22 protein-coding genes, 1 riboswitch and 1 other annotated feature are annotated in these 25,018 nt (G+C 46.1%); of the genes, 9 read left to right on the forward strand and 13 right to left on the reverse strand.

Going from position 1 to position 25,018, the window contains the following annotated elements; all coding sequences use genetic code 11:
• The first annotated feature begins 181 nt into the window (after nt 1-181).
• From MKY41_RS17295 to MKY41_RS17305, 3 genes are read left to right on the forward strand one after another with little or no spacing between them, the layout of a single operon-like run.
• Nucleotides 182-1,657 carry a spore germination protein gene (locus tag MKY41_RS17295; protein ID WP_340746249.1) on the forward strand — a complete coding sequence of 492 codons (1,476 nt, stop codon included), beginning with the start codon at nt 182-184 and terminating at the stop codon, nt 1,655-1,657.
• A gap of 4 nt (nt 1,658-1,661) precedes the next feature.
• A complete protein-coding gene (locus tag MKY41_RS17300) occupies nt 1,662-2,795 on the forward strand; it encodes a GerAB/ArcD/ProY family transporter (protein ID WP_340746250.1) in 1,134 nt (377 codons plus the stop codon).
• A complete protein-coding gene (locus tag MKY41_RS17305; protein WP_340746251.1) occupies nt 2,782-3,885 on the forward strand; it encodes a Ger(x)C family spore germination protein in 1,104 nt (367 codons plus the stop codon). The genes MKY41_RS17300 and MKY41_RS17305 overlap by 14 nt, the downstream gene beginning before the upstream one ends.
• 74 nt (nt 3,886-3,959) lie before the next feature.
• Nucleotides 3,960-4,099: riboswitch (cyclic di-AMP (ydaO/yuaA leader) on the reverse strand.
• Nucleotides 4,100-4,755: 656 nt separating this feature from the next.
• Here the strand turns inward: MKY41_RS17305 and MKY41_RS17310 are convergent.
• The 7 genes from MKY41_RS17310 to MKY41_RS17340 all read right to left on the reverse strand — a co-directional run bounded on the left by MKY41_RS17310 (nt 4,756) and on the right by MKY41_RS17340 (nt 11,937).
• A complete protein-coding gene (locus tag MKY41_RS17310; RefSeq protein ID WP_340746252.1) occupies nt 4,756-6,447 on the reverse strand; it encodes a methyl-accepting chemotaxis protein in 1,692 nt (563 codons plus the stop codon).
• A 229-nt stretch (nt 6,448-6,676) separates the two neighbouring features.
• Nucleotides 6,677-7,135, reverse strand: coding sequence for an acyl-CoA thioesterase (locus tag MKY41_RS17315; protein WP_173426040.1), 459 nt, complete (start codon nt 7,133-7,135; stop codon nt 6,677-6,679).
• A 65-nt stretch (nt 7,136-7,200) separates the two neighbouring features.
• Nucleotides 7,201-8,118, reverse strand: a complete 918-nt coding sequence (locus MKY41_RS17320; protein ID WP_041072177.1) for a C40 family peptidase — start codon at nt 8,116-8,118, stop codon at nt 7,201-7,203.
• A gap of 23 nt (nt 8,119-8,141) precedes the next feature.
• The gene (locus tag MKY41_RS17325; RefSeq protein WP_340746253.1) at nt 8,142-9,227 is read right to left on the reverse strand and encodes a mandelate racemase/muconate lactonizing enzyme family protein; all 1,086 of its coding nucleotides are present in this window, start codon (nt 9,225-9,227) and stop codon (nt 8,142-8,144) included.
• A gap of 3 nt (nt 9,228-9,230) precedes the next feature.
• Entirely contained in the window at nt 9,231-10,154 is a 924-nt protein-coding gene (locus MKY41_RS17330; protein ID WP_340746254.1) for a S66 peptidase family protein, read from the reverse strand.
• Between the two features lie 121 nt (nt 10,155-10,275).
• Nucleotides 10,276-10,719: a GNAT family N-acetyltransferase gene (locus MKY41_RS17335; RefSeq protein WP_340746255.1), complete on the reverse strand. Its 444-nt coding sequence runs from the start codon at nt 10,717-10,719 to the stop codon at nt 10,276-10,278.
• 237 nt (nt 10,720-10,956) lie between these two features.
• Nucleotides 10,957-11,937, reverse strand: coding sequence for a DUF4003 family protein (locus tag MKY41_RS17340; RefSeq protein ID WP_340746256.1), 981 nt, complete (start codon nt 11,935-11,937; stop codon nt 10,957-10,959).
• A 108-nt stretch (nt 11,938-12,045) separates the two neighbouring features.
• On the opposite strand from MKY41_RS17340, the gene MKY41_RS17345 reads away from it, so the two are divergent.
• The 3 genes from MKY41_RS17345 to MKY41_RS17355 all read left to right on the forward strand — a co-directional run bounded on the left by MKY41_RS17345 (nt 12,046) and on the right by MKY41_RS17355 (nt 14,412).
• Nucleotides 12,046-12,855, forward strand: a complete 810-nt coding sequence (locus MKY41_RS17345; RefSeq protein ID WP_340746257.1) for an aminoglycoside N(3)-acetyltransferase — start codon at nt 12,046-12,048, stop codon at nt 12,853-12,855.
• Between the two features lie 144 nt (nt 12,856-12,999).
• Nucleotides 13,000-13,248: an AbrB/MazE/SpoVT family DNA-binding domain-containing protein gene (locus MKY41_RS17350; protein WP_445683348.1), complete on the forward strand. Its 249-nt coding sequence runs from the start codon at nt 13,000-13,002 to the stop codon at nt 13,246-13,248.
• A gap of 189 nt (nt 13,249-13,437) precedes the next feature.
• A complete protein-coding gene (locus tag MKY41_RS17355; RefSeq protein WP_340746259.1) occupies nt 13,438-14,412 on the forward strand; it encodes a transposase in 975 nt (324 codons plus the stop codon).
• Nucleotides 14,413-14,818: 406 nt separating this feature from the next.
• On the opposite strand, the gene trpA is transcribed toward MKY41_RS17355, so the two are convergent.
• Genes trpA through MKY41_RS17385 form a run of 6 tightly spaced genes read right to left on the reverse strand, consistent with a single transcriptional unit; the run spans nt 14,819 to nt 20,633 of the window.
• Entirely contained in the window at nt 14,819-15,607 is a 789-nt protein-coding gene (trpA, locus tag MKY41_RS17360; RefSeq protein ID WP_340746260.1) for a tryptophan synthase subunit alpha, read from the reverse strand.
• Entirely contained in the window at nt 15,604-16,809 is a 1,206-nt protein-coding gene (gene trpB, locus MKY41_RS17365; protein ID WP_340746261.1) for a tryptophan synthase subunit beta, read from the reverse strand. Before trpB ends, trpA begins: the two co-directional genes overlap by 4 nt.
• Before the next feature lie 2 nt (nt 16,810-16,811).
• Complete coding sequence (locus MKY41_RS17370) at nt 16,812-17,426, reverse strand: phosphoribosylanthranilate isomerase (protein WP_340746262.1); 615 nt, start codon at nt 17,424-17,426, stop codon at nt 16,812-16,814.
• A complete protein-coding gene (gene trpC / locus MKY41_RS17375; RefSeq protein ID WP_340746263.1) occupies nt 17,423-18,211 on the reverse strand; it encodes an indole-3-glycerol phosphate synthase TrpC in 789 nt (262 codons plus the stop codon). Before trpC ends, MKY41_RS17370 begins: the two co-directional genes overlap by 4 nt.
• Entirely contained in the window at nt 18,208-19,236 is a 1,029-nt protein-coding gene (trpD, locus tag MKY41_RS17380; RefSeq protein ID WP_340746264.1) for an anthranilate phosphoribosyltransferase, read from the reverse strand. Before trpD ends, trpC begins: the two co-directional genes overlap by 4 nt.
• Nucleotides 19,237-19,268: 32 nt before the next feature.
• Nucleotides 19,269-20,633, reverse strand: a complete 1,365-nt coding sequence (locus MKY41_RS17385; RefSeq protein WP_340746265.1) for an anthranilate synthase component I family protein — start codon at nt 20,631-20,633, stop codon at nt 19,269-19,271.
• Between the two features lie 73 nt (nt 20,634-20,706).
• Nucleotides 20,707-20,953 (reverse strand) — a binding site (T-box leader).
• Between the two features lie 469 nt (nt 20,954-21,422).
• Here MKY41_RS17385 and MKY41_RS17390 point away from each other — a divergent pair.
• From MKY41_RS17390 to MKY41_RS17400, 3 genes are read left to right on the forward strand one after another with little or no spacing between them, the layout of a single operon-like run.
• Nucleotides 21,423-22,604, forward strand: coding sequence for an iron-containing alcohol dehydrogenase (locus MKY41_RS17390; protein WP_340746266.1), 1,182 nt, complete (start codon nt 21,423-21,425; stop codon nt 22,602-22,604).
• Nucleotides 22,605-22,618: 14 nt separating this feature from the next.
• The gene (locus MKY41_RS17395; protein WP_340746267.1) at nt 22,619-24,043 is read left to right on the forward strand and encodes an NAD-dependent succinate-semialdehyde dehydrogenase; all 1,425 of its coding nucleotides are present in this window, start codon (nt 22,619-22,621) and stop codon (nt 24,041-24,043) included.
• Between the two features lie 47 nt (nt 24,044-24,090).
• Nucleotides 24,091-24,837, forward strand: a complete 747-nt coding sequence (locus MKY41_RS17400; protein ID WP_340746268.1) for a glucose 1-dehydrogenase — start codon at nt 24,091-24,093, stop codon at nt 24,835-24,837.
• The last annotated feature ends 181 nt before the right edge of the window (nt 24,838-25,018 follow it).

Genomic DNA, 25,018 nt, shown 5'->3' on the forward strand with positions numbered 1-25,018 from the left:
TTGGGTTTATCTTTAACTCTTTAACTTTTGGCATCATTTTAGATAATTATTTTATTTTTGGCATATGTATGGTTAACAATTCTTGGGTCGTTATGCTCCTCTACGTGTTATGTATATTTTAATATTAAATTGCTAATAATGTGTATGAATATTTAAGTAAGACTAGAGGGGTGGGATGTACATGTTTTGGAAAAAAAAACGAATTGAAAGTAAGCTTGCTGCTCAATCAATAGCTGAATCAGAATTATCGATAGAAGCTCTGAAAAAAAGCCTCGTTCAAATGGATGATGCAGAATTTGTCGAAATTGACGTTTCCGATATTCGAAAAATTCATCTTGTTTACATACGAACTCTTATTGACCAAGAAAAATTAAATGAAAGCATTATAAAACCTTTAACTAATTGTTCCAAACCTGATCTTCAAGATTGCATTGTGAATTCCTCAATTATTCCCATTCCTATTTTTATAGAGGCAAAAAAACAGTTGTTTTCAGGGTCCATTTTGTTATTTGATTCTTCTCAAAACCTTTGGTTAGCTGTGCCGTTACAAAATCCTATTGGACGTGCCATTGAAACTTCCGAAACAGAAACCATCTTGTTCGGAGCGAAGGACAGCTTTAGTGAACAAATAGAACAAAATATTACGCTTATTCGAAGACGACTCCCCATACATGAACTGAAAGCAGAGAAGTTTACTGTCGGTTCTATGAGTGAGACAAGTGTTGTTTTAATGTACATAGAGGGGTTGACTAATCCAGATTTTGTTTCAACAGTCAAAGAGAAGATTTCTGAAATTAATTTTGATCTCTTCTTTGACTCTTCTCAAATTGCGGCATTCATGGAGGAAAATCAAAACAGTATTTTTCCTCAGTTACAGCAAACTGACCGGCCGGATGTAGTTGCTTATTCTCTGGGATTAGGAAAGATCACCCTTCTGGTAGACAATACACCATTTGCTCTTGTTGCACCCATTACTTTTTTCCATTTGTTCCAATCACCCGAGGACTATATTAATCGATGGGCAGTTTCCAGTTTTTTGCGAATCCTCCGATATATCAGCTTCATTCTGTCAATCACATTGATTCCTTTCTATGTGGCATTGACAACTCATCACTATCAAATGATTCCTATACAAACACTGCTGGTCTTGGTCGACTCAAGGAGCAAGCTTCCTTTCACTCCTTTTTGGGAAGCATTTATCATGTTAATTTTTATTGAAATCATAAAAGAAGCCAGTTTAAGGATGCCTACAAAAACAGGTCAAACACTTGGGGTTATTGGTGGTATTGTGATTGGTCAAGCGGCTGTTGAGGCTGGATTCGCTAGCAACGTATTAATTGTCATGGTTGGGATCTCGACGATAGCTTCCTTTCTTATTCCCAATTACCTTATGACAAAAGCAAATTCATTCATTCAATTGATGCTTCTTGTTTTTTCTTCTTTATTTGGGATAATTGGGATCGCACTTGGGATCATTGCCATTTTGGCCCATCTTAATAGCTTGTCTTCAATCAAGCAACCCTATTTTTCACCAGTTTCCCCTTTCTTTGGAAAGGATTGGATTGACTTATTCATACGAGGGCCATTAGACAAAATGTTGGAGCGTCCAAAGCATCTTAAACCTCTAAAACTGAAGAGATATAAAACTAGGAGATGACTTGATGGAAACCCACCAATTATTTAAAAAGAATGAAACTTATAATGGGCTCTATGCCATGTTGTTGGTAAATCGCCTCCAAATGCTATACTTTTTTCTGATTATGCCAAACATCTTGATCAATCCATATATGATTTGGGTGCTTATAGCTGTCGGGATATTATCCCAACTAAACCTTCTTCTTTTATCTAAGTGGCTTTTAACCCGGTTATCTAGCAATGGATATAATGGATTTGTCCAATTGTTCGGGAAAAAATTGGTGCGATTTCTCTCTTTCATCGGGTTGTTCTTTATTCTACTTAAACTTTCCGTCATAACCTTAGGATTCAGCGAAATTGTTCAAACATTTATACTTCCATCAACAGATACAAATTTTCTTGTCTTTTTTATTTTGTTGTTCTGTTTTTATGTCGCAGGTAAGGGCATTGAACATACCATTCGTTTTGTGTTGATTTCTTTTTTCTGTACATTTTGGATGGCCACATTTTTCGTTTTTTTCTTCTTTCCCCCAATAGCTCAACTTAGTGATTTGTATCCACTTATTCCAATGGAGTGGAAAGTAGAAAATTGGAAAGCTTTTTTTTTAATTTTGTCTTCCTATTCTGGGCCGGAATTTCTGGTGTTTTTGGGACCATGGCTTAAAACAAACAATAAAACCTTTCGCTATTTATCTTACGGCAACGCTCTCACCGTTGTAGAGTATGTATTCCTATTTATAGCATCCCTACTTTATTTCGGTTCCAATTATTTAAGTAAAAGTCAATATCCAATTATTAATATGTTCCGTTATTATCAAAACCCAGTGTTTGAACGAATTGATATGATCATGCTTTCCTTTGAATTATTTAACTTAGTTTTTGCGGTTTCTCTATTTCTACTATTGTTTTATGGAGCATCTAAAATAGCTTTTGGTAAAATGAGCAAGCCATCCAGTGGAAAAGGTTTATTATTCAGTGTAATCCTTATTTTTATCGGAATGGTTCTTCTGAATGAATTATTTTGGAAACCCTGGGAGAAGGAGAACTTTTTACTTAATCTTCAAATTATAGCTGGAAGCATAAGCTATTTTCTTGTTCCACTTGTTATTGTTTTAGTAATGAAAAAAGAACAGGGGGTTAAAAAACATGTGTCTATATAAAAAGATATGTAAAAGATTGATACTCCTTTTTATGACATTTTGGTTATCTGGCTGTGCCCCTTTTACCGAAAATAACCTTATTGAAGAGATTTCTCCCGTTACTTTTTTGTCAATTAGTAAGGGGGATGAAGGGAAATTAAAAGTCAGTACAATTATGCCTCCTCTAAGTAAAGAAAATAAGTTTGTTATGTCGCAGGAAGTCAGCTTATTAAAGGAGGGAGTACAGAAGTACAACTTAAACTTCTACCAGGAAATTAAATACGGACAAATGCGGATGCTGTTAATTAGTGATGAACTTGGAAAAGACGGGATTATGTCCATTATAAATGTATTATTGACTGATCCGGATATTTCTTTGAGAATCTATTTAGTTATCGTAAAAGGAAATTTTGATGAATACTTGGAAAGTCAATTGGACAAAGATGAAAACTTTGATTACTCGTTTTACCGAATGCTGAAGCATTACGAAGAAAAAAACCAAGGAGAATTAACTGTCGTTAATCTTCATCAATTTAAAAATTTGCTCTATACTCCTTATTCAGATCCTTTCTTGCCTGTATTCAAAATAGAAGAGGATGGGGTCAACTATGAAGGTACAGCCTTGTTTCAAGATGACAAGCTAGTTGAAACGATTTCATCTTTAGATGATCGTATCTTCCAGCTGATAAACAACAATCACTACTTAAGCGTTTTACCGATTCCAGAATTTGAAGTTGTACTGGGTCATGTTAGATCTAAAATAATAGTAGATATCGATAGCAGCTATTCTACAATGACCTATACCGTGAAAATAGACACTAGGATTGAAGAATACCGGGGAGAGAAGCAATTATTTGACCCAAAGCAGTTAGAAAATATGAAAAAAGATATCGAAATCCATCTTGAAAAACAAACACATGAACTAATTAAAAAGATGCAAGAATTGAAAGTGGATCCATTACAGCTTGGCATACAAACAAAAAGACCATTCTCAAAACCAATGGAAGAAAAAAAATGGATTGAAATGTTTGAGAAGATGGACATTAAAATAAAATACAAAATTAATATTGATCCTTTGACGGATGCCAATTCAAAAAGGCAAAACTTTTAATTTTTCCTATTGAATAACTTATAACGTAAACAAAATATAGCAGAAGTAGCTGTAAATAACGCATCTAGGAATGGAAGTCCTTTACCATCTCCTTCGCATTAGCCGACGGGTTAGGATGGCGAAAGAGTATATATATCATCCTTTCTGCAATGCAGAATTAACCCCAAAAGATTGGGTCCTCCGTTCTCAATTGTTGAGATTTGGCTTTGATAGTTTTCTTAATTACGAGCTTATTTTACTCCTGTTTATAACACTTGTATTCACAATACCAACTTTTCTTTAAAAATGTTATTCAACAACCTGGCCCGTTTGTTGAATGTGTTTATCAAGGATAAAAAATAACGCCATAGTTTTTCTTAAAAACAACCCTAAGATTTCCATAAAAAAATAAAGCATAAGCTTTCCATTTGGAAAACTTAGCTTTACGTCACAGATTCAATTTTAGTCATAGAAAAACAATTTTTACTACCATAACTTCTTGATATTTCATGTTCCTTCACTTGATAATAACCTATTTAGTATATTTCTTGCCAAAAATAAATTTAAGTATATCCTTGCCAGTGCGGCAAAGTTATACTTAAAATTACACCAGTGGTACATCCTCACCTATTCAGATGCCGTCTTTTTGAAAAACCCCCAATTTCGAGACTTCGGAAATGTCCTGGCCGCCGGAAGCGAGGCTCGTCAGTCATTTTCTGTGAGAGATCTTGGAATCACCCTCATGCCGGGGAGCTATCGGCTCGTCAAAACATTCCTTTCCCAAGGGGAACCCTTTCATGAAGTTTCCGTCGCCGCCCCTTTTCAAGTGGAATAAAATAAGGCGGCTCGGACGTTCCATAACGAACGCCGAGCCGCCTCTTCTAATTATCCTTAAATTCGGAACTTGCTTACTTCCATCTGTAAATCTTCGGCTAACAATGCCAAGGATTGAACGCTTTCTGTAATTTCCTCCATGGTCGCCAGCTGTTCGCGAACGGACTGGCTCGATTCATTAGCACTGGCAGCTGCCTGCTCTGCCAAATCACGTACTTGCGTTGAGCCTGTCATGACTGTCGCTGTTCTCGCTTGGATATCTTCGATTGCCGCCGATACAAGGCGTACGCTTTGTCCTGTTTCGGCAGTAGCCCCCTCGATCTGCTCGAATAATTGCAACGAGTCCGTAACGGAATTCAGGCCATCATCTGCTTTATGGCTTCCTGTTTGAATGGATTGGGATGCTTTCTCCGTATCGGTTTGAATCAACTTCACAATATGCTCGATCTCCGAAGCCGATTGCTTGGATTGCTCCGCCAATTTGCGGACCTCCTCCGCCACCACGGCGAATCCTTTTCCATGTTCACCTGCCCGTGCAGCTTCAATCGCGGCGTTCAAGGCGAGTAAATTGGTTTGTTCGGAAATGTCCGTGATCAAAGCCGTCACCGTTTGAATGCTGTTGGAGTTCTCCTCTAGCACTTTCATGGTGGAAGCGGTGTCTGTAATAGAACTTTGGATGTCTTTCATTTGATCCGCCATTTGCTGGAATGTGACCGAGCCTTGTTCGACAAGCGATCCTACCAAATTGGATGATTGCAGCATTTTGGCATTGTTCTCAGCAATTTGCTCGATTCCTGCCGACATCTCCTCTACGGATGCAGTTGTTTCCCCGACAATTTCCAATTGCCGCTCACTGCCCCGCATGTTTTCATCCGCTACATGAGCGACCATCGCGGATGAAGCGGCACTTTCCTCGGAGCTGGCCGACAACTCCTCTGACTGCGCTGCAAGACGGACCGCCGAATCATGCAAATGGACAACGACCTGACGAAGATCATCCGTCATTTTATTGAACGCCGTCGCCATCACACCGATTTCATCCTTGTTTTTAATATTTATCTTTTCCACTTGCAAATTGCCCTCTGCCACTTGCTCGAGCGCCTCCGTCATGCCTTTGACCGGACGCGCAATATTCCTACTGATGATTAAAGCGATTACACTGCTGATCAAAGCGACCAGCCCACTTAGAACTACAATGATCAGATAAGTCGTATCCGACAATTGGTCAAGCGCTTGCCGTGTTTCACTCATTTCCTCGTACTGCGACTCTTTCAATCTTTCCGCCAACGACATAAATAGAACCATGGCAGTACTCGTCCCACGTACATTGATATCCAATTGGCCTTGATCCTGTTGGATAAAACTATCTATGCTGGTCTGGACAAGGTTCATATAGTTATCATTGCGTTCTCCCATCTCTTCAATTGTTTCCATATCAGGGCTGCCCGTAAGCATCGCCTTCAGTTCTTCATAGGTTTGACTGTACTGTTCTGCTTCGTTAGTAATATTAGCTATATACCGTTGCTCTTTGAATAGAACATAGCTATATAGATTAGCCGATATGCTCTGATTATGGCTGATCAACTCATCGACCAAATCGACCTTCTTTATATTTTCGTCAAACAAATTGGAGTAATTCTTATTCAATTGCATGACAGACATAAATCCAACTGCCCCTACGATAATCGTAAGGATAATAATAGAGGTAAAGCTGACAAATAATTTTTTCGAAATGGAATTCAGTTTCATTTTTCTCCCCCGACAAGCCCTTTCTTCCCCCGGTGTCTTTCTCTCCCCACTAGGTCTATTGGCTATTATGTAATTTCCTTTACCAAGCAATTAGCTCTATTCTTACTATAGGACTTATTGAGGTAGAAGGCAATCCAATTATTAAAGTTTGAGGGAAGTTTTGCTGAAAAAGGAATGTTCAGACAGCATAAAAGACCACCCTTTGCGGATGGCCTTCTATGATCATTGATTAATGCCTCATGTTTCTCCGTTGTTTTCGGAGTTCCTTCCGGGCGGGTGCCGATTCGAATAATTTTGTTTCGGCTTCGGTTTCCGGATAGATGGCCGGCACAGGGACAGGTCGGTTGTTTTCATCCATGGCGACCATCGTAAGGAAGGATTCTGTCGTCAAATTCGATTCGCCGGTCAGCAAGTTGCTCGAACAGACGGAAACAAACACTTCCATCGATGTACGACCTGTGGAACTGACGACCGCTTCGAGTTCCAGCACTTCCCCGACCCGCGCTTTCGACAGGAAGTCGACAGAGTCGATTGAGGCGGTAACGACCGCCGTCTTTGCGTGTTTCATGGCAGTGATGGCGGCAATCTCATCGATGTAGGCCAAGACGTGTCCCCCGAAAATCGTCTGTAAATGATTGATATCCGAAGGCAGGATGATCTTCGTTTGAATCGTGCGGGATGCACTCATCGGTTTCTTTTCCAATGGTCTCCCTCCTTTTCCCTATCGTAAACCCGTTTCCCTCATTTGTCGAATCAAACACCCAACCGGCGGACCGCACAAAGCTCCCTTTCATACGGGGTCCCAGCCAGCCGGATGATTTCAATCGATTTACCGGTCGAAGGTGCATGGAAAAGCAACCCGTTTCCGTAATAAAACCCGACATGGCGTACCTTCCCGCGCCCTTCATCCGACGCGAAGAATAGTAAGTCCCCCTTTCGCCACAAAGACGGATCCCCTGTTGAAATGGCCATACCTTCACGGGCTTGATCGGCTGCATCCCGGGGAATGAAACGGCCGCATGCTTTCATCATGGAATAGGTGAAACCGGAACAATCAAAGCCGTACGAGGAGGTCCCGCCCCATAAATAGGGAAGTTCCAGAAATGCCAGCCCTTTTTCGACTGCTGTTTCTGCAGGCAACTTCGGGAATTGGTGAACCGAGGGGGCCAACTCCACATCAGCTAACCGCAAAATCCCTTCCCCACCCGGCGTGCACACATGGACCTTCCCATCCACTACATGCCGGTAAGGCAACATCCCATTGAACGGCAAGACGAGGGAAGGTGAACCATCGATATTCCATAGCTGCGCCTTGCCCGCCGTCACCTTTGCGAATCCTTCCGCGCGGATCGGTTGCGCTTCTTTCAATTGCTGAAGCGGAACCCAGCCGGGATACCCCCGATTGTCTTTGCCGGATGACTGCCAAACGGCACACACTTTTGCCCATTCCCCGTTCGTTTCCAACACGGCAACAGGCTCGCCGTATACTAATTGGGTCTGGACGCGGTCGGCCTCGCTTAACTCCAACCGATCTGCTAAACGCAAGCTACCAATCCATTCCTGCGGGCGTGCCGGATTCGCTAGACCTGCCTCGTCTTGCGGGCGTACAGCTTCAGGCGATGTCCAGACTGTTGCGACAGAAACAGCACAATACCACGTAGGAGTTGACATCTCGGCATCTCGCCTCCTTTTGGTTATCCAATGTCCTTTATTTGATGCACACCTAAACCTGGTCCGCCCGGAAGACGGATTTTGCTTTTACTGTAGAGAATGCCCCCTGACACTGGGTCGGATGCCAACATCAAGGGAGCATCGAAATCGTAGCTGGTAATATTCGGTTGGCTTGCCGCGAAATGGGCGGCGGCCGTGACACCGAGTTTGGTCTCGATCATGCTGCCGACCATGCACTGGATGCCATGCGCTTCCGCAATCGCATTGATGTTCAGCGCCTCTCGGATGCCGCCTGACTTCATCAATTTAATGTTCAATAGATCCGCCGCGCGCAGTTGGCAAATCCGTAACGCATCATTCGCGGAAAACATGCTTTCGTCAGCCATGATGGGCGTTCCCGTTTGATCCGTTACGAACTTTAATCCTTCCAGGTCATCGGCATGTACCGGCTGTTCGACCAGTTCAATATCGAATCCTGCGTCCTCCATCTTCCGGATGGCGAGGACCGCCTCTTTCGGCTGCCAGCCTTGATTGGCGTCGAGCCGGATTTTCGGCTTGTTCCCGACCCGTTCCCGGATGGCCCGGATCCGTTCAAGATCGTCCCGGATTTCTCCAATGCCGACTTTCACTTTCAATGAATGAAACCCTTCTGCAATATAACGTTCCGCATCCTCCGCCATGGTTTGCGGATTGTCGACGCTGACGGTGTAATCGGTTTCCACCTCCTGCCGGTAACCGCCCAACAGTTGGTACAGCGGCATTCCTGCCAATTGCCCCCATAAATCATAGATGGCCATATCGATGGCCGCTTTGGCACTTGTGTTGCCGATGATGGAGCGGGTAAGCCTTTCAAACAGTGCTTCCCGATATCGAATATCCATGCCGATCAGCCGGGGAGCTAAGACTTCCTGAATGACATAGGTTAGACTGCCGAACGACTCTCCCGTGATAACATGAGTCGGAACCGCCTCGCCCCAGCCAACGCTCCCATTTTCACTCGTCGCTTTCACGTAGATGGCGTCCGCGGTATGCACCGTCCGGAGGGCCGTTTTGAATGGCTTTTTCAAGGGAACGGCGACCGGGAATGTATCGATGGACCGGATTTTCATCCTTCATTCCACCCCTGGCAAAATGGTGAGGGACCGATTGTCTGCGTCAAGCCTTGCCTCTACGCCAAGTGGTACGGCAAAATGCGGTTCGCAATGACCGATTTTGAAACCTTTCACAACCGGTTTCCCGAGACGGCCTAAATAATGGTCGAACACTTCGTCGAGCGATAAAGAATCATTCTCGTTCTTCGGCTCCGCTTTCGCAAAATCACCGACGACAATGCCGGCCGCTTCATCAAGTTTGCCGGCCATTCGCATATGGTTCAACAAGCCGTCTACCCGATACGGCTCCTCTCCGACGTCTTCGATGAGCAGCAGCTTCCCACGCGTTTCAATTTCGAATTTCGTACCGATCGTCTTTGCCAATAGAGAAAGATTCCCTCCGACGAGCTCGCCTTGCGCCGCACCGCCATGGATGGTCGAAAGCGGGGAAATGGCTTCTGTGTAATGAAGCTCCATCGGTTCGAACAGCTGGCGGAACATCTTGCCCGACAATTCATGGAAGGTATCCTTTCCGACACAAGACGCGAGCATCGGCCCATGGAACGTCACCAGATCGGAATATTGCCCAATCGCCGTATGGAGGAAGGTAATGTCGCTGAAGCCCCAGAAGATCTTCGGGTTTTCATTCATAGAAGGCAGATCAAGCCGGTCGATATATCGTGCAGATCCGTACCCGCCGCCTGCGCAGAAGATCCCTTGGACAGACGGATCTGTGAACATATCATGTAAATCCGCCATCCGTTCTTCGTCAGTCCCTGCCAAATATCCATTTCTGTTGTATACCTGTTTTCCGAACTTCCATTTCAAACCGAGCTGTTCCAAGAAAGCAAGCGAACGCTCCAGCGACTCTGGATTCGGTGGGCTGGAAGGGGCAATAATGCCGACTGTATCCCCTTTTTGTAAACGTCGTGGTCGTATTCTCATTTTCAATGACATCCTTTCCATTCCGATCTGTAAAAAATTCTGTCCCGGCGCGGAACAGAATCGGTTCTTTTATTCTATTCAGAAATCGTGTCCTATAACTAAAAAACGAATCAGATAATTATTATGTCAAACTTAATTCGTAGTGATAAAATTGTGAATCTTGTTCATATCCATTTTTCTCGTACAGCCTTTGGGCAGAGTAATTATCCGGCGCTGTGCTTAGGCTAATGCTTATAACACCTGTTTTAATAGCGTATTCTTTCACTCTATGTAAAAGCATCTCTCCTATTCCTTGTTTCCTGACTTCTGGATCAACATACAAATCATTTAATATCCATGCTGTTTTCATTGATATTGATGAAAATGTAGGGTAAAGCTGTGTAAATCCTACATATCTTTGCTCGTTCTTCACAACGAATATTATAGAGTCCTCGTTTTCTAAACGTTCTTTCAGGTAGCTTTTCGCGCCTCCCAAATCAGATGTTTGTGCATAAAACATGCGATATGAGTTGAATAAATGTGATACCCCTTCTAGATCTTCAGTCGTCGCTCGATATATTTCCATTTGAATTCTCCCCCACCCTTTAGATAAGTCTTCTTCTGCAACCCGGCCCTGCTCATGATCTAGTCTATTCGTTTCCGCTTTGAACGCGATGGCAGAATGTTAATGACATCAATTCATCATTTTCATAAATCACATTAAAACCATATAAATTATCATTCGGTGCCGACTTTTTCAGTATGTAATGTTGGAAATTATCCAACATCAATTTCTTATGAATTTTTTCGAGTCCCCCGCTCCTTACGAATTGGACGAACTGCTGGCGGAGGAAGCGGCCATCGCTGCGATTGTGGCGGCCATGACGGCTTGCTGCGCCTGGATGATCAATTCGATGGACGCCGCCAGGCTGATGCCTGTTTCATCGACATGAGCCGGGTCGACCAGTTGGTGCATAATATACCCGATGCCGATCGATAAGGCCATTTCCCGGTTCCATTTCAGCGGCTTCGCCGTTTCCAACACCTTGGTCAAATCAATAATCGCAGCCACATCTGCATCCGCCACTTTGAAAACGGTCAAGAAGCCGATCATCGGATAGTGGACGGGCCGAACTTTCGTATCCCGCTTAAATCGGTCTAGGGTTTCGGCAGCCCGCGCAACGAGTGTTTCATCGAATTCAATATGTATATAGGTCATCACTTGGGAGAGCCATTGCAGTTCATTCCCCGACTTGAATCCGGCAGTACGGAGTGCATCGTAATAGGCACGCATCGCTTTCGCATGTTCGGTCGGGTCTTCCCCTCGCTTGCTGAGAAGGAGCGCATAGGCGTAATCATCGTCCGACGTTAGGAAATAATGCTGTTTTTTCATGGCATCATAGAGTTTTTTCGCTTGCCGCGCCTCTTGCTCATACACATCCAGGTCGTCCGTCATAAGAAGGGCGGCCAAATAAGAATGAATCGTATTGCGGAAGCCGGCACTCTTCAACACCTGCTGCTTCGCCAATAAACGCTCGACCCCCTGTTCGATGGGCAAGCTACGGCGATCTAGAAATGCCGCAATCATAGGCAGTAGATGGCCGCGAAGCGGAGAAAACCAGCCGGATCGTTGTTTAAGCGCATCCATGGAACGGTTCAATCGGACCGCATCAAATTCCCGATCCGATGTCACATAATACGATGTAATCGTCAACACAATGTTTTTATCCACCGTCCAACCCGCCAATGATTTCACTTTACTATAGGTCAGTTCCACTTCTTGTTTAATCCGATTCGCATCCAATCCGCACGCCCCCTTTCCTATATGTACGATTCAATATGGGAAAAGTTTCAGAGAGGCTTGGCGAAACCGCGCTGGCTTGCTATTCTTGGCTTACAAGGAGTGATGAGCATGTCGGAATTCGAAGTCATTTTACATACAAACTTGTTCCAATCAAAAGAAACTTTAAAGAATAATCTTCGAGAAATGGGCATCCAATCGGGCGATGCGATCATGGTCCATTCTTCATTGAAATCGATCGGCTGGGTCGCCGGCGGAGCACAGGCGGTCGTCGAGGCATTGATGGAAACTGTGACGTCGGAAGGAACGATCGTCATGCCTGCTCAATCGACGGACAATTCGGATCCATCGTATTGGATGATGCCAGCTGTACCGGAAGATTGGCATGAACCGATTCGCCAAACGATGCCCGCATACGATCCCCATTTGACTCACCTGCGGGAGATGGGGAAGATTGCGGACTGCTTCCATCGGCACCCGGAGACGATCCGCAGTCCCCACCCTGCCCACTCGTTCATGGCGTGGGGCAAGCATGCGGAAGAATGGATGGAGACACACCCGCTGGATGATTCGTTCGGGAAGGGTTCACCTCTCGGCAAGATGATCGAGACGGATGTCAAAATCCTGCTGATCGGCGTCGGCTATGATTCTTGCACCGCCCTTCATCTAAGTGAATATTTGGCACACCGACCGCCGATGATCTCACAAGGCTCCGCTATGATGCAAGATGGAAAACGAGTTTGGGCTACATACGAAATGGTCGACGTCGACTCCGGCGTCTTTCCGGAATTAGGGACTGCTTTTGAAACAGCGAACCCTGGCATCGTACAAAATCGAAAACTCGGACAAGCGAATTGCAAAATCATCCCGATGCAGCCTTTGATTCGCTTCGGGACAGGTTGGATTGCGGTACGGCGGTAAGTGCCAATTTCTACATTCACGTTTGTTCGAAACAATCATGTTAAAAACAAACACGGCTGCTTGGGGCACCTTACCGAAGATGGTATAATGAATCCGAGGAAGCAACTGGAAACTAAAACGACTCAAAGTAAAGGAGCTGATTACATGGCTACAGTTACTGTCCAAAAATGGGGAAATAGTTTAGGTATTCGTATTCCAAAAGAAGTTGCTGATTGGATCGGCATCGACCAAGGTTCTGAGCTGGAATTACATGTGAGTGGTCGTGAGAGTATCACATTGAAACCAAAAAGACCCCGAAAAAAATACACATTGGAAGAGCTATTGGCACAAATTACCCCCGAAAATCGACACGAAGAGATTGATTTCGAAACCGAAGGGCGTGAATACCTGTAATGCCCGAAGCTTTGCCAAAGAGAGGCGATTTAACAGCACTCCGAAAGAAGTCTCCCTCTTCAAGTGTGTGAAGGGCAAGCACAACGGTAAGGGAGAGATGAATTTCGGTTGGCGGTAGCCAAAACTTTATTCTCTGCTATAATAGGAACATACATTCCCGCTGTAATGGGGGGAGCGAGGTGACATAAAATGGCACACAAAGCCTACAAATTCCGGTTGTATCCGACAAAGGAGCAGGAAGAATTTCTCGTCAAGACATTTGGTTGCGTCCGTTTTGTCTACAATAAAATGCTTGCCGAACGCCAGGAAACCTATGAGCGATTCAAAGAGGACAAGGAATTGCTAAAGAAACAGAGGTTTCCGACACCTGCCAAGTACAAGAAGGAGTTCGGGTGGCTCAGGGAAGTGGATAGTCTGGCACTCGCGAACGCCCAGTTGAACCTGCAAAATTCGTTCTCCCGTTTCTTTTCCGGCAAATCCGGCTACCCTAAATTCAAAAGCCGCAGATCCAGACAGTCCTACACGACTAATATGGTCAACGGGAACATTAAGCTTCTGGATGTCTCCATCAAACTGCCGAAACTCCAACCCCTCAGAATGAAACAGCATCGTGACATCCCGACGCACCACATCATCAAGTCCTGCACTTTTTCCCGCTCTGCGACAGGAAAATACCATGTTTCCATTTTGACCAAATACGAACATGCACCAAGTAAAAAAGAGATCCGGGAAGTGGTCGGATTGGATTTTGCCATGCAGGGTCTGTTCGTCGAAAGTGAAAGGGGTAAGAAATCCAATTACCCGCGGTTCTACCGACAGATGGAAGAGAAGCTAGCAAAAGAACAACGGATTTTATCCAAAAGGACAAAAGGCTCTTCTCGCTGGAACAGACAGCGGATCAAGGTGGCCCGGCTGCATGAGAAAGCGGCGAACCAGCGAAAGGACTACCTGCATAAGGAGGCCCGAAAATTGGCAGACCGCTATGACGGCGTCGTGATCGAGGACCTTCACATGAAAGGGATGTCGCAAGCCCTTCGCCTGGGCAAAAGCGTCGCTGCACTTTTTCCTTGGCCGCCTTCACCAGCGCCTCGATCGCCTGTAAATCCCCTCGATGGAACGCACTTGCGCCGGTGTGGAAATGCTCTTCTCACTTTGGCCATATAACTTACTTGCCTCTGTTTTGGCTCTTCTCTTTTTTCTTTTTAAAGTAAAAAACATAATCGAAATACTTTGAACTCATTCATGCAACATTAACGAATTTAAGAATTTGCTTTATTATTCAATTTGCACCTCGGGTATCACTTCATTTTTGTTAATATCTTCAGGTTTATGTTGCGGTTTTAGACCGAACCATAATATTAAATATATCGCTATTATAATTACTATTACTTTGACCCATCTCATTTAGTACTTCACATCCCTTTCATTTTATTTAACCCCACACTACCTTATCCTATCTTTTTATACAAATATTGGTACAAAAACCAAAGCCCTGGTTATACCAGTACACAGTGTGCGATTACCCATCGCACACAAAAAAGCTGTCCCGTTTCCCGGACAGCCCTTCCTCTCAACTATGCACTTTTTCCTTCGCCGCCTTCACCAGCGTCTCAATCGCCTGCAAATCTCCCCGATGGAAAGCATCCACAATGGCACTGCCAACAATGACGCCATCCGCCAACGCGCCGATAGAACGCACTTGCTCCGGCGTAGAAATGCCGAATCCGGCTAGCACCGGCACAGGACTTACTTCTTTTAATTGCTGCAAATGGATGCCGAGGTCGTCGCGGAATTCGTTCCGGACCCCTGTGATCCCATTGACTGTGACGGCGTAAATGAACCCTTCCCCCGCAGCCGTGATATTCCGGATACGCTCCTGTGGACTCGTCAACGAGACAAGCTGAATCAGACCGACACCCGTTCCTTCGAGCGCTTCCCGTACGAGACCGCTCTCCTCCAACGGCAAGTCCGGGATGATTAATCCGCTAATCCCGGTCGCCTCGCAATCCCGAGCGAACGTCTCCAGCCCATAGCTCAACACCGGATTCAGATACGTCATAATGACAAGCGGCACCGTCACTTCATCTTGGAAGGAAGCAAGCTCCTTCATCACGGCACGCAAGTTAATGCCGTGTGCAAGGGCACGTTCCCCCGCAGCCTGGATGACTTCGCCATCCGCCACAGGATCGGAGAATGGAATCCCGACCTCGATGGCCGTCACACCCGCCTCTTGTAAAAATAAAATATTCTTTTTCAACGTCGTAAGTCCACCATCACCCGCCATAATATACGGAACGAATGCTTTTTCCCCTCGCTCTGCGCAGCCAATAATCGCCTGGGTCAAATCGGATTTCTTCATTTCTCCGCACCTCCTAAAGCATCGCGCACCGTTTGTACATCCTTGTCCCCGCGGCCCGACAGGCAAATGACGAGAACTTCATCCGGTTTCATTTCCTTCGCCAGCTCTGCTGCATAATAGATTGCGTGGGCACTTTCCAATGCCGGGATGATTCCTTCAATCCTTGAAAGCAATTGTAAGCCCTCGAGCGCCTCCGCGTCAGTCACCGATTCATATTTCACCCGGCCGATGTCGTGCAAATGGCAATGCTCGGGACCGACCGCCGGATAATCCAGCCCAGCGGAAATCGAGTGCGCTTCCTGGATGAACCCGTTGCCGTCTTGCAAAATATACATATAGGCACCATGTAGGACACCTTCCCGTCCACCCGCGATCGCCGCCGCGTGCTGGCCCGTGGAAATTCCACTGCCCGCCGCTTCCACGCCGTACAACGCCACTTCTTCATCATCGACAAACGGATGGAACATGCCGATCGCATTGCTGCCTCCACCGATGCACGCTACGATGGCATCAGGCAATCGGTCTTCTTTTTCAAGAATTTGTTTCCGCGTCTCATCTCCGATGACCCGTTGGAAATCGCGTACAATTCGTGGGAATGGATGGGGTCCGAGCGCCGAACCGAGGATATAATGCGTATCTTCCACATTCGCGACCCAGTAGCGCAGCGCCTCATTCACCGCGTCCTTCAATGTGCCCGAACCTTTGTCGACCGACACAACGGTAGCGCCGAGCAATTCCATCCGGAACACATTGAGCTCCTGCCGCCGGACGTCCTCTTTTCCCATGAAGACGACGCACTCCAAGCCGAGCAATGCACACGCTGTGGCGGTCGCCACGCCATGCTGTCCCGCGCCCGTTTCTGCAACAATTTTCTTTTTCCCCATCCGTGCAGCCAAAAGCGCCTGACCGAGGGAGTTGTTAATCTTATGTGCGCCTGTATGGTTCAAATCTTCCCGTTTTAGATAGATTTTCGCTCCGCCAAGCTCTTTCGTCAGCCGTTCCGCAAAATACAGTGGATTATCCCGCCCTACATAATCTTTCAAATAATAGTCCAGTTCTTCTTGGAATGCCGGATCGGCGATCGCTTCCTCATATGCCTGCTCCAGTTCCAAAAGAGCCGTCATCAATGTCTCTGGTACATATTGGCCGCCGAATTTACCATAGCGCCCTTTCGTCTCCGCTGTCTTCGTCAGTTGTCCCATCATTATCGCTCCTTCATTTTGACCGCATCCAGAAAACTGCGGATCAAGCCCACATCTTTTCTTTTATCGATTTCCACTCCACTGGAGACATCCACCATATACGGATGAACACGCACAATCGCCTCGCCGACATTTTCGACCGTCAGCCCGCCAGCCAAAATCAATTGCTCCGGCCGGACCCCCGCCTCTTCCAACAAGGTCCAATCGAACGTTTTCCCGCTGCCGCCCTTGAATTCCGTCCCGGGCGTATCAAATAAGAAATATTCCACATCATACCGGGCGGCCCGCCGCACATCCTCTTCATCATGGACGGACACCGCTTTAATCGCCGGCAATCCAACCTGTTGAATGAACTCCGGCTCCTCATCGCCATGATATTGGATGAAATCAAGCGGCACCTCCGCGAAAGTGCGCTTCAATTCCGCCTCCGTCGCATCGACGAACACGCCGATCTTCAGGACGCCTTCGGGAACAAACTTCGCTAGTTCCCGGGCCTCCTCCACCGTCACACGCCGACTGCTCGGCGCGAAGACGAAGCCGATCGCATCGGCTCCCGCCTCGACTGCGGCCTCAACATGCTTGCGCTCCTTCAGGCCGCAAATCTTCACTTTCGTCATTCTGCGACGCCCGCTTTCGCCACTTGCAACGAACGCAGTGCCGATCCCACCGAATCACTGCGCATGAGCGATTCGCCGACCAATACCGCACTGGCCCCCGCTTTGGCGACACGAATTGCATCTTCCGGCCCCCAAATGCCGCTCTCGCTGATTAGCACCCGCTCCTCATCGAACGGAAAACGTGCCGCAACCATTTCGGTCTGAATCAAATCCACCTCAAATGTCCGCAAATCACGGTTATTGACGCCGATCAACTTGGCATCCACCGCCAACGCACGCTCCAACTCCGCCAAATCATGGACTTCCACCAACACATCCAAGCCGAGGGATGTCGCATACGCATGAAGGTCCGCAAGTGTCTCATCATCCAGCGCCGCCACAATCAGCAAAATGACGGACGCGCCCGCGCTTTTTGCCTTGTCGATCTGCACCCGGTGAATCATGAAATCCTTACAAAGCAGCGGAATCGGCACCGCCTCCGCCACCGCCGCCAAGTCTTCGAAGCTGCCTTGGAAAAACGGATTATCCGTCAAAACCGAAATGCAGGCAGCCCCTGCTTCGTAATATGCTTTTGCCTGTGCCACCGGATCCGCGCCTTCGGCAATTAACCCTTTGGAAGGTGAGGCGCGTTTCATTTCTGAAATGACTTGTAATTGCTCTGCCTTCCGCAGTTTCTCAAAAAGGGATGGCCGGATCGTTTCATTTTTGGGAAACGACTCATCCGCAGCCAGCATCTGTTCCACTTCTTGCTTTTTTTTAATTATAATTTTATCTAAAATCGTCATCTTGCCACCGCTTTCTGTTCATTTCGACTATAGGCGATGATCGCTTCCATCTTCTCCATCGCTCTTCCGGATAGGATGCTGTCAATCGCCCGATCGACGCCTTCCTGTATCGTGGCCGCCCGCCCATTGGCAAATAGTCCGATTCCCGCATTGAACACGACCGTGTCAAACCTTGGTCCGCGTTCACCGCTCAACACCGACCGGATAATCGCCGCGTTTTCCTGCCCATCGCCCCCGCGAATAGTTGAAGGATCGGCCTGGGTTAAACCAACATCTTCCGCCCGCAACGCGAAAGGGATCAAATCTCCTTTATCCAGCAGGACAAACGCATTCTGCCCCGCAAGCGACGCCTCATCCATCCCGCCGGTGCCCGACACGACAATCGCACGTTCCCTGCCAAGCATGCGCAGCACCGAAGCATACTCCATGATGAAATCCGGACGGTTGATGCCTGTGAACTGGGTTTTCAAGTCAATTGGATTCGTCAAAGGACCAACCAAGTTAAAAATGGTCGGCTTGCCAATCTGCTGCCGCACACCTACGATTCGTTTCAATTTCGGATGGACATGCGGGGCGAATAAAAAGGCAATCCCCTCTTCGTCAAGCAGCTCCCTGATCTCCGACGGGCTGAAATCCGAACGGATGCCAAGTGCATCCAACACATCATGGCTACCCGCCGCGCTCGACACTTTCCGGTTACCATGCTTCGCGACCTTCACGCCGGCACCCGCCAAAACAAAAGCGGATGTCGTGCTAATATTGAAGCTATTCGATCCGTCGCCCCCAGTACCGCAGTTATCCAAATAATTGCCGGCCGGCACGCCGAGATCGACTGCCAAGGATTTCATGACCGATGCCAACGCCGCCACTTCTTGCGCGGTTTCGCCTTTTCGGGACAACGCAATCAAAAACTCGGTCATTTCCTGCACGTCCGTCTCCTCATCGAATAACAACGTCGCCGCTTCTGTCATTTCCTCAAACGTCAAATTCCGGTTGTTCTCCACTATTCTCAAAAATTTCTTCATTGCTATCTCTCCTCATCTCAGCTTTTCTAGTCTTACTTTACGACTTCCAAAAGGGATCGTGCTTTATTCACCGTTTCCTTGTACTCCAATGCCGGAATGGAAGCTTCCACGATGCCCGCGCCTGCCTGGACGTATGCTTTTCCGTCCTTGATGACCATCGTGCGAATCGTCAAGGCGAAGTCGATATTGCCGTTGAGGCCGATGTAACCGATCGCCCCGCCGTAAATGCCGCGGCCCGCACTTTCCAATTCCTCAATCAATTCCATCGCCCGCCGCTTCGGCGAACCCGAAACCGTTCCTGCCGGCAAAGTCGCTTTTAACGCATCCAACGCATGCAGCCCCGGCGCCAAGTCCCCTTCCACTTCAGACACAAGATGCATGACATGTTCATAGCGGACGGTTTTCATATAACTCGCAATCTCGATGCTTGCCGTATCACAGATAGCCGCCATCTCCCGCTTGCTCAGTTCCACCAACATATCATGCTCGGACAGCTCTTTCGGATCATTGCGCAGCTCCTCCTCGAGCGCCTGGTCTTCCGCATCATCCCGGCCCCGCCTGCGCGTACCGGCAATCGGATTCGTCATCACGGTTCCATCCGATACGCTGACGAGACTTTCGGGAGACGTACCAATTACGGTATGATCGTCGAATTCCATATAGTACATATAAGGAGACGGGTTGCGCCTTCTTAATTTCCGATAAATCGAGAAAGGATCCCCCTCGAAATCGGCTTCCATTCGTCTCGATAGGACAATCTGCTCGATTTCCCCTTGTTCGATATGAACGATCGATTGACGGACCAGTTCCTCGTACTCCTCTTGCGATGTATCGCTTCGATATTCTGAAAGAGAAAACTCCGTCTCTTCCTCCACCGCGCCCGTCATGATCTGTTCAGCGAGTGCCTCCAGGTCAGGTGCTCCATGTTCGGGATTGATCTGCGTGTGCAAAAGGGTCACTTCATTCAATACATGGTCGAAAATGACGATCGAATCATAAATATTGAAGTTGACGTCCGGCGTTCCGAGCCCTTCTTTGGACTGCTTCTGCGTGGCGTCATAGCTGACGTAGCCGACCGCACCGCCAGTGAACGGGAACTCCAGATCATTGGTCACCCGAGGCATGAGCCGTTTTAACAGGGTGTATAAATCTCCTTCGTGAACATATTGTTTATCAGATCCATAGATAATTTCCTCGATTTGTCCATTGCCGCCGCGATAACATTTCAACGGTTCCACGCCGATGAAAGAATACCGTCCGGGCCCGTCATGGAGGGAGGAACTCTCCAACAAAAATTTCCGCTTGCCTTGCAATCTCCGGAAAATCAGGATCGGCGTCAGGGAATCCCCCTCCAGCTTTTTCATCGTCATCCGCAAACTCGTCTTCTCTACACTCATCATTCTCTCTCCTCTGCTCGTTGACTAGTTGGAAATAAAAAAGTCCCCTGCCAATGGACAGACTCATCCATTAGCAGAGGACGGATTTCACCGCGTTGCCACCTCATATTGGAGCTCCTTCGCTCCCTCTCGAATGCACTACTGAAAAAGCGTGCATGCATCCCGTAACGCGGGATCCACGTCCACCTCCAACAGACCGAAAACGGCCGTCATCGGTGACTCTCCTAAGCCCATTCACACCCGCTGCGTATCAGTTCCCACCATCCACTGACTCTCTACAATCGCACACCGGTGCTACTCTTCTTATTCATCAATTTCTCAGCTATGCTCTTCTCTACTAGACTCATCTGTCCTATGGGCGGCACCGCTCCCGGCACCTTCTACCCGTTGACCGAACAAAAAAGTTGTGTCTATCTTATTATGAACTGCTATAATTGTCAAGCTTTTCTGTTATTCCATTAAAATAGATTTGTTTCACATTGAAACGGGCGTTTACTAAAAGAAACACTACTCCTAGGTATATACAGATAATTAATCTATTTAAAAACGTTCTATTAAAAGCGTTTATCATACTTTTATTTCACATTTTTTTGTATTGTTTGCAGATTACTTTATTGCTTGGCATGTCCTTTGCTTAAACAATAATTGACCTAGAAAAGTTGAAAACTCTTGTATGAACAAATTTGAAGCACAGGCATTCATCGTAATAGCAGTCTCTTAAGAGATTATATTATCCTTCAATGCTACATTCAGTAACAAAAACAAACTTATAAAAGGGTGATTTAGAGCATGTTGCAAAATTTAAATTTCAATTCTTGCCTCCCCGCAAATGTCCGTTTCGGTTTAAATGTTGTAAAAAATGAACTTCTTCGTGAGATTCAACAAGCAAGGAAAAGCAAAGTGTTCATCGCGACAGACGTCGGCTTAGTTAAGGCTGGATTAATTGACTCCATTACTGCCCCTTTAACAGAAAATAAAATTGAGACGATCATTTTTTCAGAAGTGGAGCCTAATCCGCGGGCGGAGACTATTATGCGAGGCGCTGAAGTATATGCGGAAAATGCCTGTGACATGATTTTGGCGATTGGCGGCGGCAGCGCAATGGACTTTGCCAAAGCAGTCGGCGTCGTTGTGGCGCATACTGGTCATATCCTTGATTTCCGTAGAGGAGGAATAGAGATTACAAATCCGATCCCTCTATTGTTTGCGGTGCCTACAACAGTCGGTACGGGGTCGGAGGTGACAGCGGTTGCGATTGTGACAGACCATTTGGCAGGTCGGAAATGTGCGGTATCCTCACCAAATCTAATTCCCAAGATTGCCTTCATCGACCCGTTATTAACAGTTACCCTGCCGCGACATATTGTCGCCGCCACCGCTATCGACGCGCTCGTCCATGCCATTGAAGCTTATACGTCCGTGAGAGCCCACCCGATATCTGACGGACTAGCGTTGCAGGCAATGCGCATGATAACAGAAAATATAGCGGAGAGTTACGCACAGCCAAATAACTTAGAAGCTCGGGCACAAATTCATTTAGCAAGCACTCTTGGCGGGATGGCTTTTAGTTTAGCCGGATTAGGCCTTGTCCACTCTTGCTCCCACCCTATGTCAGCAATTTATAATGTGCCACATGGAGTAGCTAATGCCATTCTCCTGCCGCACGTCGTAGAATTCAACTTAATCTCCAACTATCGGAAGTATGCGGATATTGCCAGGATATTTCGACGAGAGTTAGTAATGGAAGAAGATCAGACTGCCGCGAATAAACTTCCGGATTTGATCAAATCATTGATTACATCTTTGGAAATCCCGAATGATTTTAGCTACTTAAATATTGACGTGACTGAAGAAGTGATGGAACGGTTGGCTAATGATGCACTGGATGAGCAACGAATGATTTTAGCTAACTCAAGACAAGTGCTCAAAGAAGATGTTATTAACATATACAACAAAGTGTTACCACAATAAGGAGGAATTTTAGAATGTATATTAATGGACAATGGATTAAAACAGACAAGCAACTGGCCGTTACAAATCCTGCAACAGGTGAAGTAGTGGATTATGTCGATTTGGTAGGTAGCAAAGAGACAGAGGAAGCGATCCAAGCCGCAGAAGCCGCATTCCCGGCATGGACGGCTCTGACCGCAGATCGACGCGCAGCTTATTTAGAAGCAATTGTAGACAAACTCAAAGAAAAGAAAGAACATCTTGCTCAAGTGATTACGAAAGAAATGGGAAAATCTATCCATAACGCACGCAATGAAGTTAATGGAGCAATCGCCTTCTTTAAATGGTATGCAGAAGAAGCGAGAAGGGTCTATGGAGAGACGATCCCAGCATCCGCACCTAACAAACGCATCACCGTAATCCACCAGCCTGTCGGGGTTGTTGCAGCTATTACACCGTGGAACTTTCCTTTATCAATGACAGCACGAAAATTGGGCCCTGCTTTAGCCGTGGGCTGCACAGTTATTATTAAACCATCTTCTGAAGCACCTTTATCATCAGTAGAATTGTTTAAAATATTCGACGAAGTTGGGATTCCTAAAGGAGTAGTGAATTTAACAATTGGCAAATCGAGTGAAATTGGGGACGTCCTTATGCAAAGCAAAGTCGTTCGGAAAGTTTCATTCACCGGATCTACAGAAGTGGGGAAAATTTTAATACGTCAATCAGCCGATACAGTGAAGAAAGTTTCGATGGAATTGGGGGGCCATGCTCCGTTCATAGTATTTGAGGATGCTGATCTTGATTTGGCTTTAAATGGGGTCGTCAGCAGCAAATTTGCTTCTACAGGCCAACAATGTATATGTGCCAACCGTGTCTATGTACACGATTCTATCTATGACGAATTTGCGAAACGCTTTCTAGAGAAAGTTGAACAACTTAAGGTTGGAAATGGGTTAGACGAATCCAATCAAATCGGTTCCATGGCGAACAAAAGCGGCATTGAAAAAGTAGAAGAACAGGTAGCAGATGCTCTAGAAAAGGGAGCGAAAGTTCTGCACGGCGGCCATAGGCTGACTGAAGGCGATTTCGCAGACGGCTATTTCTATTCTCCTACATTGTTGGCTGATGTGACGGACGATATGAAAATTTGCTTCGAGGAAACGTTCGGTCCGGTTGCACCGCTCATTCGCTTCACCTCAGAAGAAGAAGTGATCCAGAAGGCAAATAATATTGAATATGGGCTTGCCGCCTACTTCTATACAAATGATGTATCGAGAGTATATCGAGTTTCTGAGAAGCTGGAGTACGGAATGGTAGGAGCGAATGACAGCAGTCCGTTTACGGTACAAGCACCGTTTGGCGGCGTTAAAGAAAGCGGATTAGGACGGGAAGGCGGCTTTTACGGGCTGGATGATTATTTGGAAACAAAGTTAGTGTCTGTCGGCATTAAACTTTAATCCATGCTGGAAGCGAGTAATAGTTACTATAAAAAGGGGTTTTTATAGTGGGAAGACTTGATGGGAAGGTAGCAATTATTACAGGAGGCGCAAAAGGATTAGGCGCCTCGCATATTAGAAAATTTGTCGCAGAAGGTGCGAAAGTGGCGTTTACCGATATACTCGAAGAAGAAGGCAAACAGTTGGAAAAAGAACTTGGAAGTCATACAAAGTTTTTCAAGCATGATGTATCTAAGCTTTCCGACTGGGAGAATGTTGTAAGAGAGACTGAGGCATCATTTGGGCCCATTCATATTCTTGTCAACAATGCCGGCATGTCCATAAAGGGATCAATTGAAGAATTATCCGAGGAAGAATATAAGAAAGTAATTGAAGTGAACCAACTATCCATTTTTTTAGGACTCAAAACAGTTCTTCCTTCTATGAAAAAAACAAAAGGCGGATCCATTGTGAATGTATCATCCATACTCGGCATAGCAGGAAGAGAAAATAGCATTGCCTATGTTGCTTCAAAATTTGCTGTAAGAGGAATGACAAAAACTGCCGCCCTTGAATTCGCAAAATATAATATTCGTGTAAACTCAGTCCATCCTGGCAGCATTAGAACCGAATTAACGAATCTGGCTTACAATAGTCAAAAAGAAATTGATGATCGGGCAAAGCAAATTCCGGCACAACGATTTGGCCGCACGGATGAAGTATCAAATATGATATTGTACCTTTCATCAGATGAATCAAGTTATTCAACAGGCTCGGAGTTTGTTGTGGATGGTGGATTACTTGCCGAAATTTAGCCATTCCTTTCAATGAGTAAATTTACAAGTGAAACTCCTTTCGTCGTTTGTCTAGTCTACAAACACGATGCGAGGTTCACTTTTTTCATTTGAGTTATAAGCAGCCTTACAATGGCGGTGGGTGGCGAAAGCCTTCGTTAAAAAGTCGGATAATCCCTCTTTTATGTTTTTCCTTTCATTC

The organism is Sporosarcina sp. FSL W7-1349 (assembly GCF_038003045.1).
Taxonomy (GTDB): domain Bacteria; phylum Bacillota; class Bacilli; order Bacillales_A; family Planococcaceae; genus Sporosarcina.

What these genes read in the sequence shown, in the direction of transcription:
- MKY41_RS17295 (WP_340746249.1), top strand. Translation starts at nt 182, where the DNA reads ATGTTTTGGAAAAAAAAACGAATTGAAAGTAAGCTTGCTGCTCAATCA.
- MKY41_RS17300 (WP_340746250.1), top strand. Translation starts at nt 1,662, where the DNA reads ATGGAAACCCACCAATTATTTAAAAAGAATGAAACTTATAATGGGCTC.
- MKY41_RS17305 (WP_340746251.1), top strand. Translation starts at nt 2,782, where the DNA reads ATGTGTCTATATAAAAAGATATGTAAAAGATTGATACTCCTTTTTATG.
- MKY41_RS17310 (WP_340746252.1), bottom strand. Translation starts at nt 6,447, where the DNA reads ATGAAACTGAATTCCATTTCGAAAAAATTATTTGTCAGCTTTACCTCT.
- MKY41_RS17315 (WP_173426040.1), bottom strand. Translation starts at nt 7,135, where the DNA reads ATGAGTGCATCCCGCACGATTCAAACGAAGATCATCCTGCCTTCGGAT.
- MKY41_RS17320 (WP_041072177.1), bottom strand. Translation starts at nt 8,118, where the DNA reads ATGTCAACTCCTACGTGGTATTGTGCTGTTTCTGTCGCAACAGTCTGG.
- MKY41_RS17325 (WP_340746253.1), bottom strand. Translation starts at nt 9,227, where the DNA reads ATGAAAATCCGGTCCATCGATACATTCCCGGTCGCCGTTCCCTTGAAA.
- MKY41_RS17330 (WP_340746254.1), bottom strand. Translation starts at nt 10,154, where the DNA reads ATGAGAATACGACCACGACGTTTACAAAAAGGGGATACAGTCGGCATT.
- MKY41_RS17335 (WP_340746255.1), bottom strand. Translation starts at nt 10,719, where the DNA reads ATGGAAATATATCGAGCGACGACTGAAGATCTAGAAGGGGTATCACAT.
- MKY41_RS17345 (WP_340746257.1), top strand. Translation starts at nt 12,046, where the DNA reads ATGTCGGAATTCGAAGTCATTTTACATACAAACTTGTTCCAATCAAAA.
- MKY41_RS17350 (WP_445683348.1), top strand. Translation starts at nt 13,000, where the DNA reads ATGGCTACAGTTACTGTCCAAAAATGGGGAAATAGTTTAGGTATTCGT.
- MKY41_RS17355 (WP_340746259.1), top strand. Translation starts at nt 13,438, where the DNA reads ATGGCACACAAAGCCTACAAATTCCGGTTGTATCCGACAAAGGAGCAG.
- trpA (WP_340746260.1), bottom strand. Translation starts at nt 15,607, where the DNA reads ATGAAGAAATCCGATTTGACCCAGGCGATTATTGGCTGCGCAGAGCGA.
- trpB (WP_340746261.1), bottom strand. Translation starts at nt 16,809, where the DNA reads ATGGGACAACTGACGAAGACAGCGGAGACGAAAGGGCGCTATGGTAAA.
- MKY41_RS17370 (WP_340746262.1), bottom strand. Translation starts at nt 17,426, where the DNA reads ATGACGAAAGTGAAGATTTGCGGCCTGAAGGAGCGCAAGCATGTTGAG.
- trpC (WP_340746263.1), bottom strand. Translation starts at nt 18,211, where the DNA reads ATGACGATTTTAGATAAAATTATAATTAAAAAAAAGCAAGAAGTGGAA.
- trpD (WP_340746264.1), bottom strand. Translation starts at nt 19,236, where the DNA reads ATGAAGAAATTTTTGAGAATAGTGGAGAACAACCGGAATTTGACGTTT.
- MKY41_RS17385 (WP_340746265.1), bottom strand. Translation starts at nt 20,633, where the DNA reads ATGAGTGTAGAGAAGACGAGTTTGCGGATGACGATGAAAAAGCTGGAG.
- MKY41_RS17390 (WP_340746266.1), top strand. Translation starts at nt 21,423, where the DNA reads ATGTTGCAAAATTTAAATTTCAATTCTTGCCTCCCCGCAAATGTCCGT.
- MKY41_RS17395 (WP_340746267.1), top strand. Translation starts at nt 22,619, where the DNA reads ATGTATATTAATGGACAATGGATTAAAACAGACAAGCAACTGGCCGTT.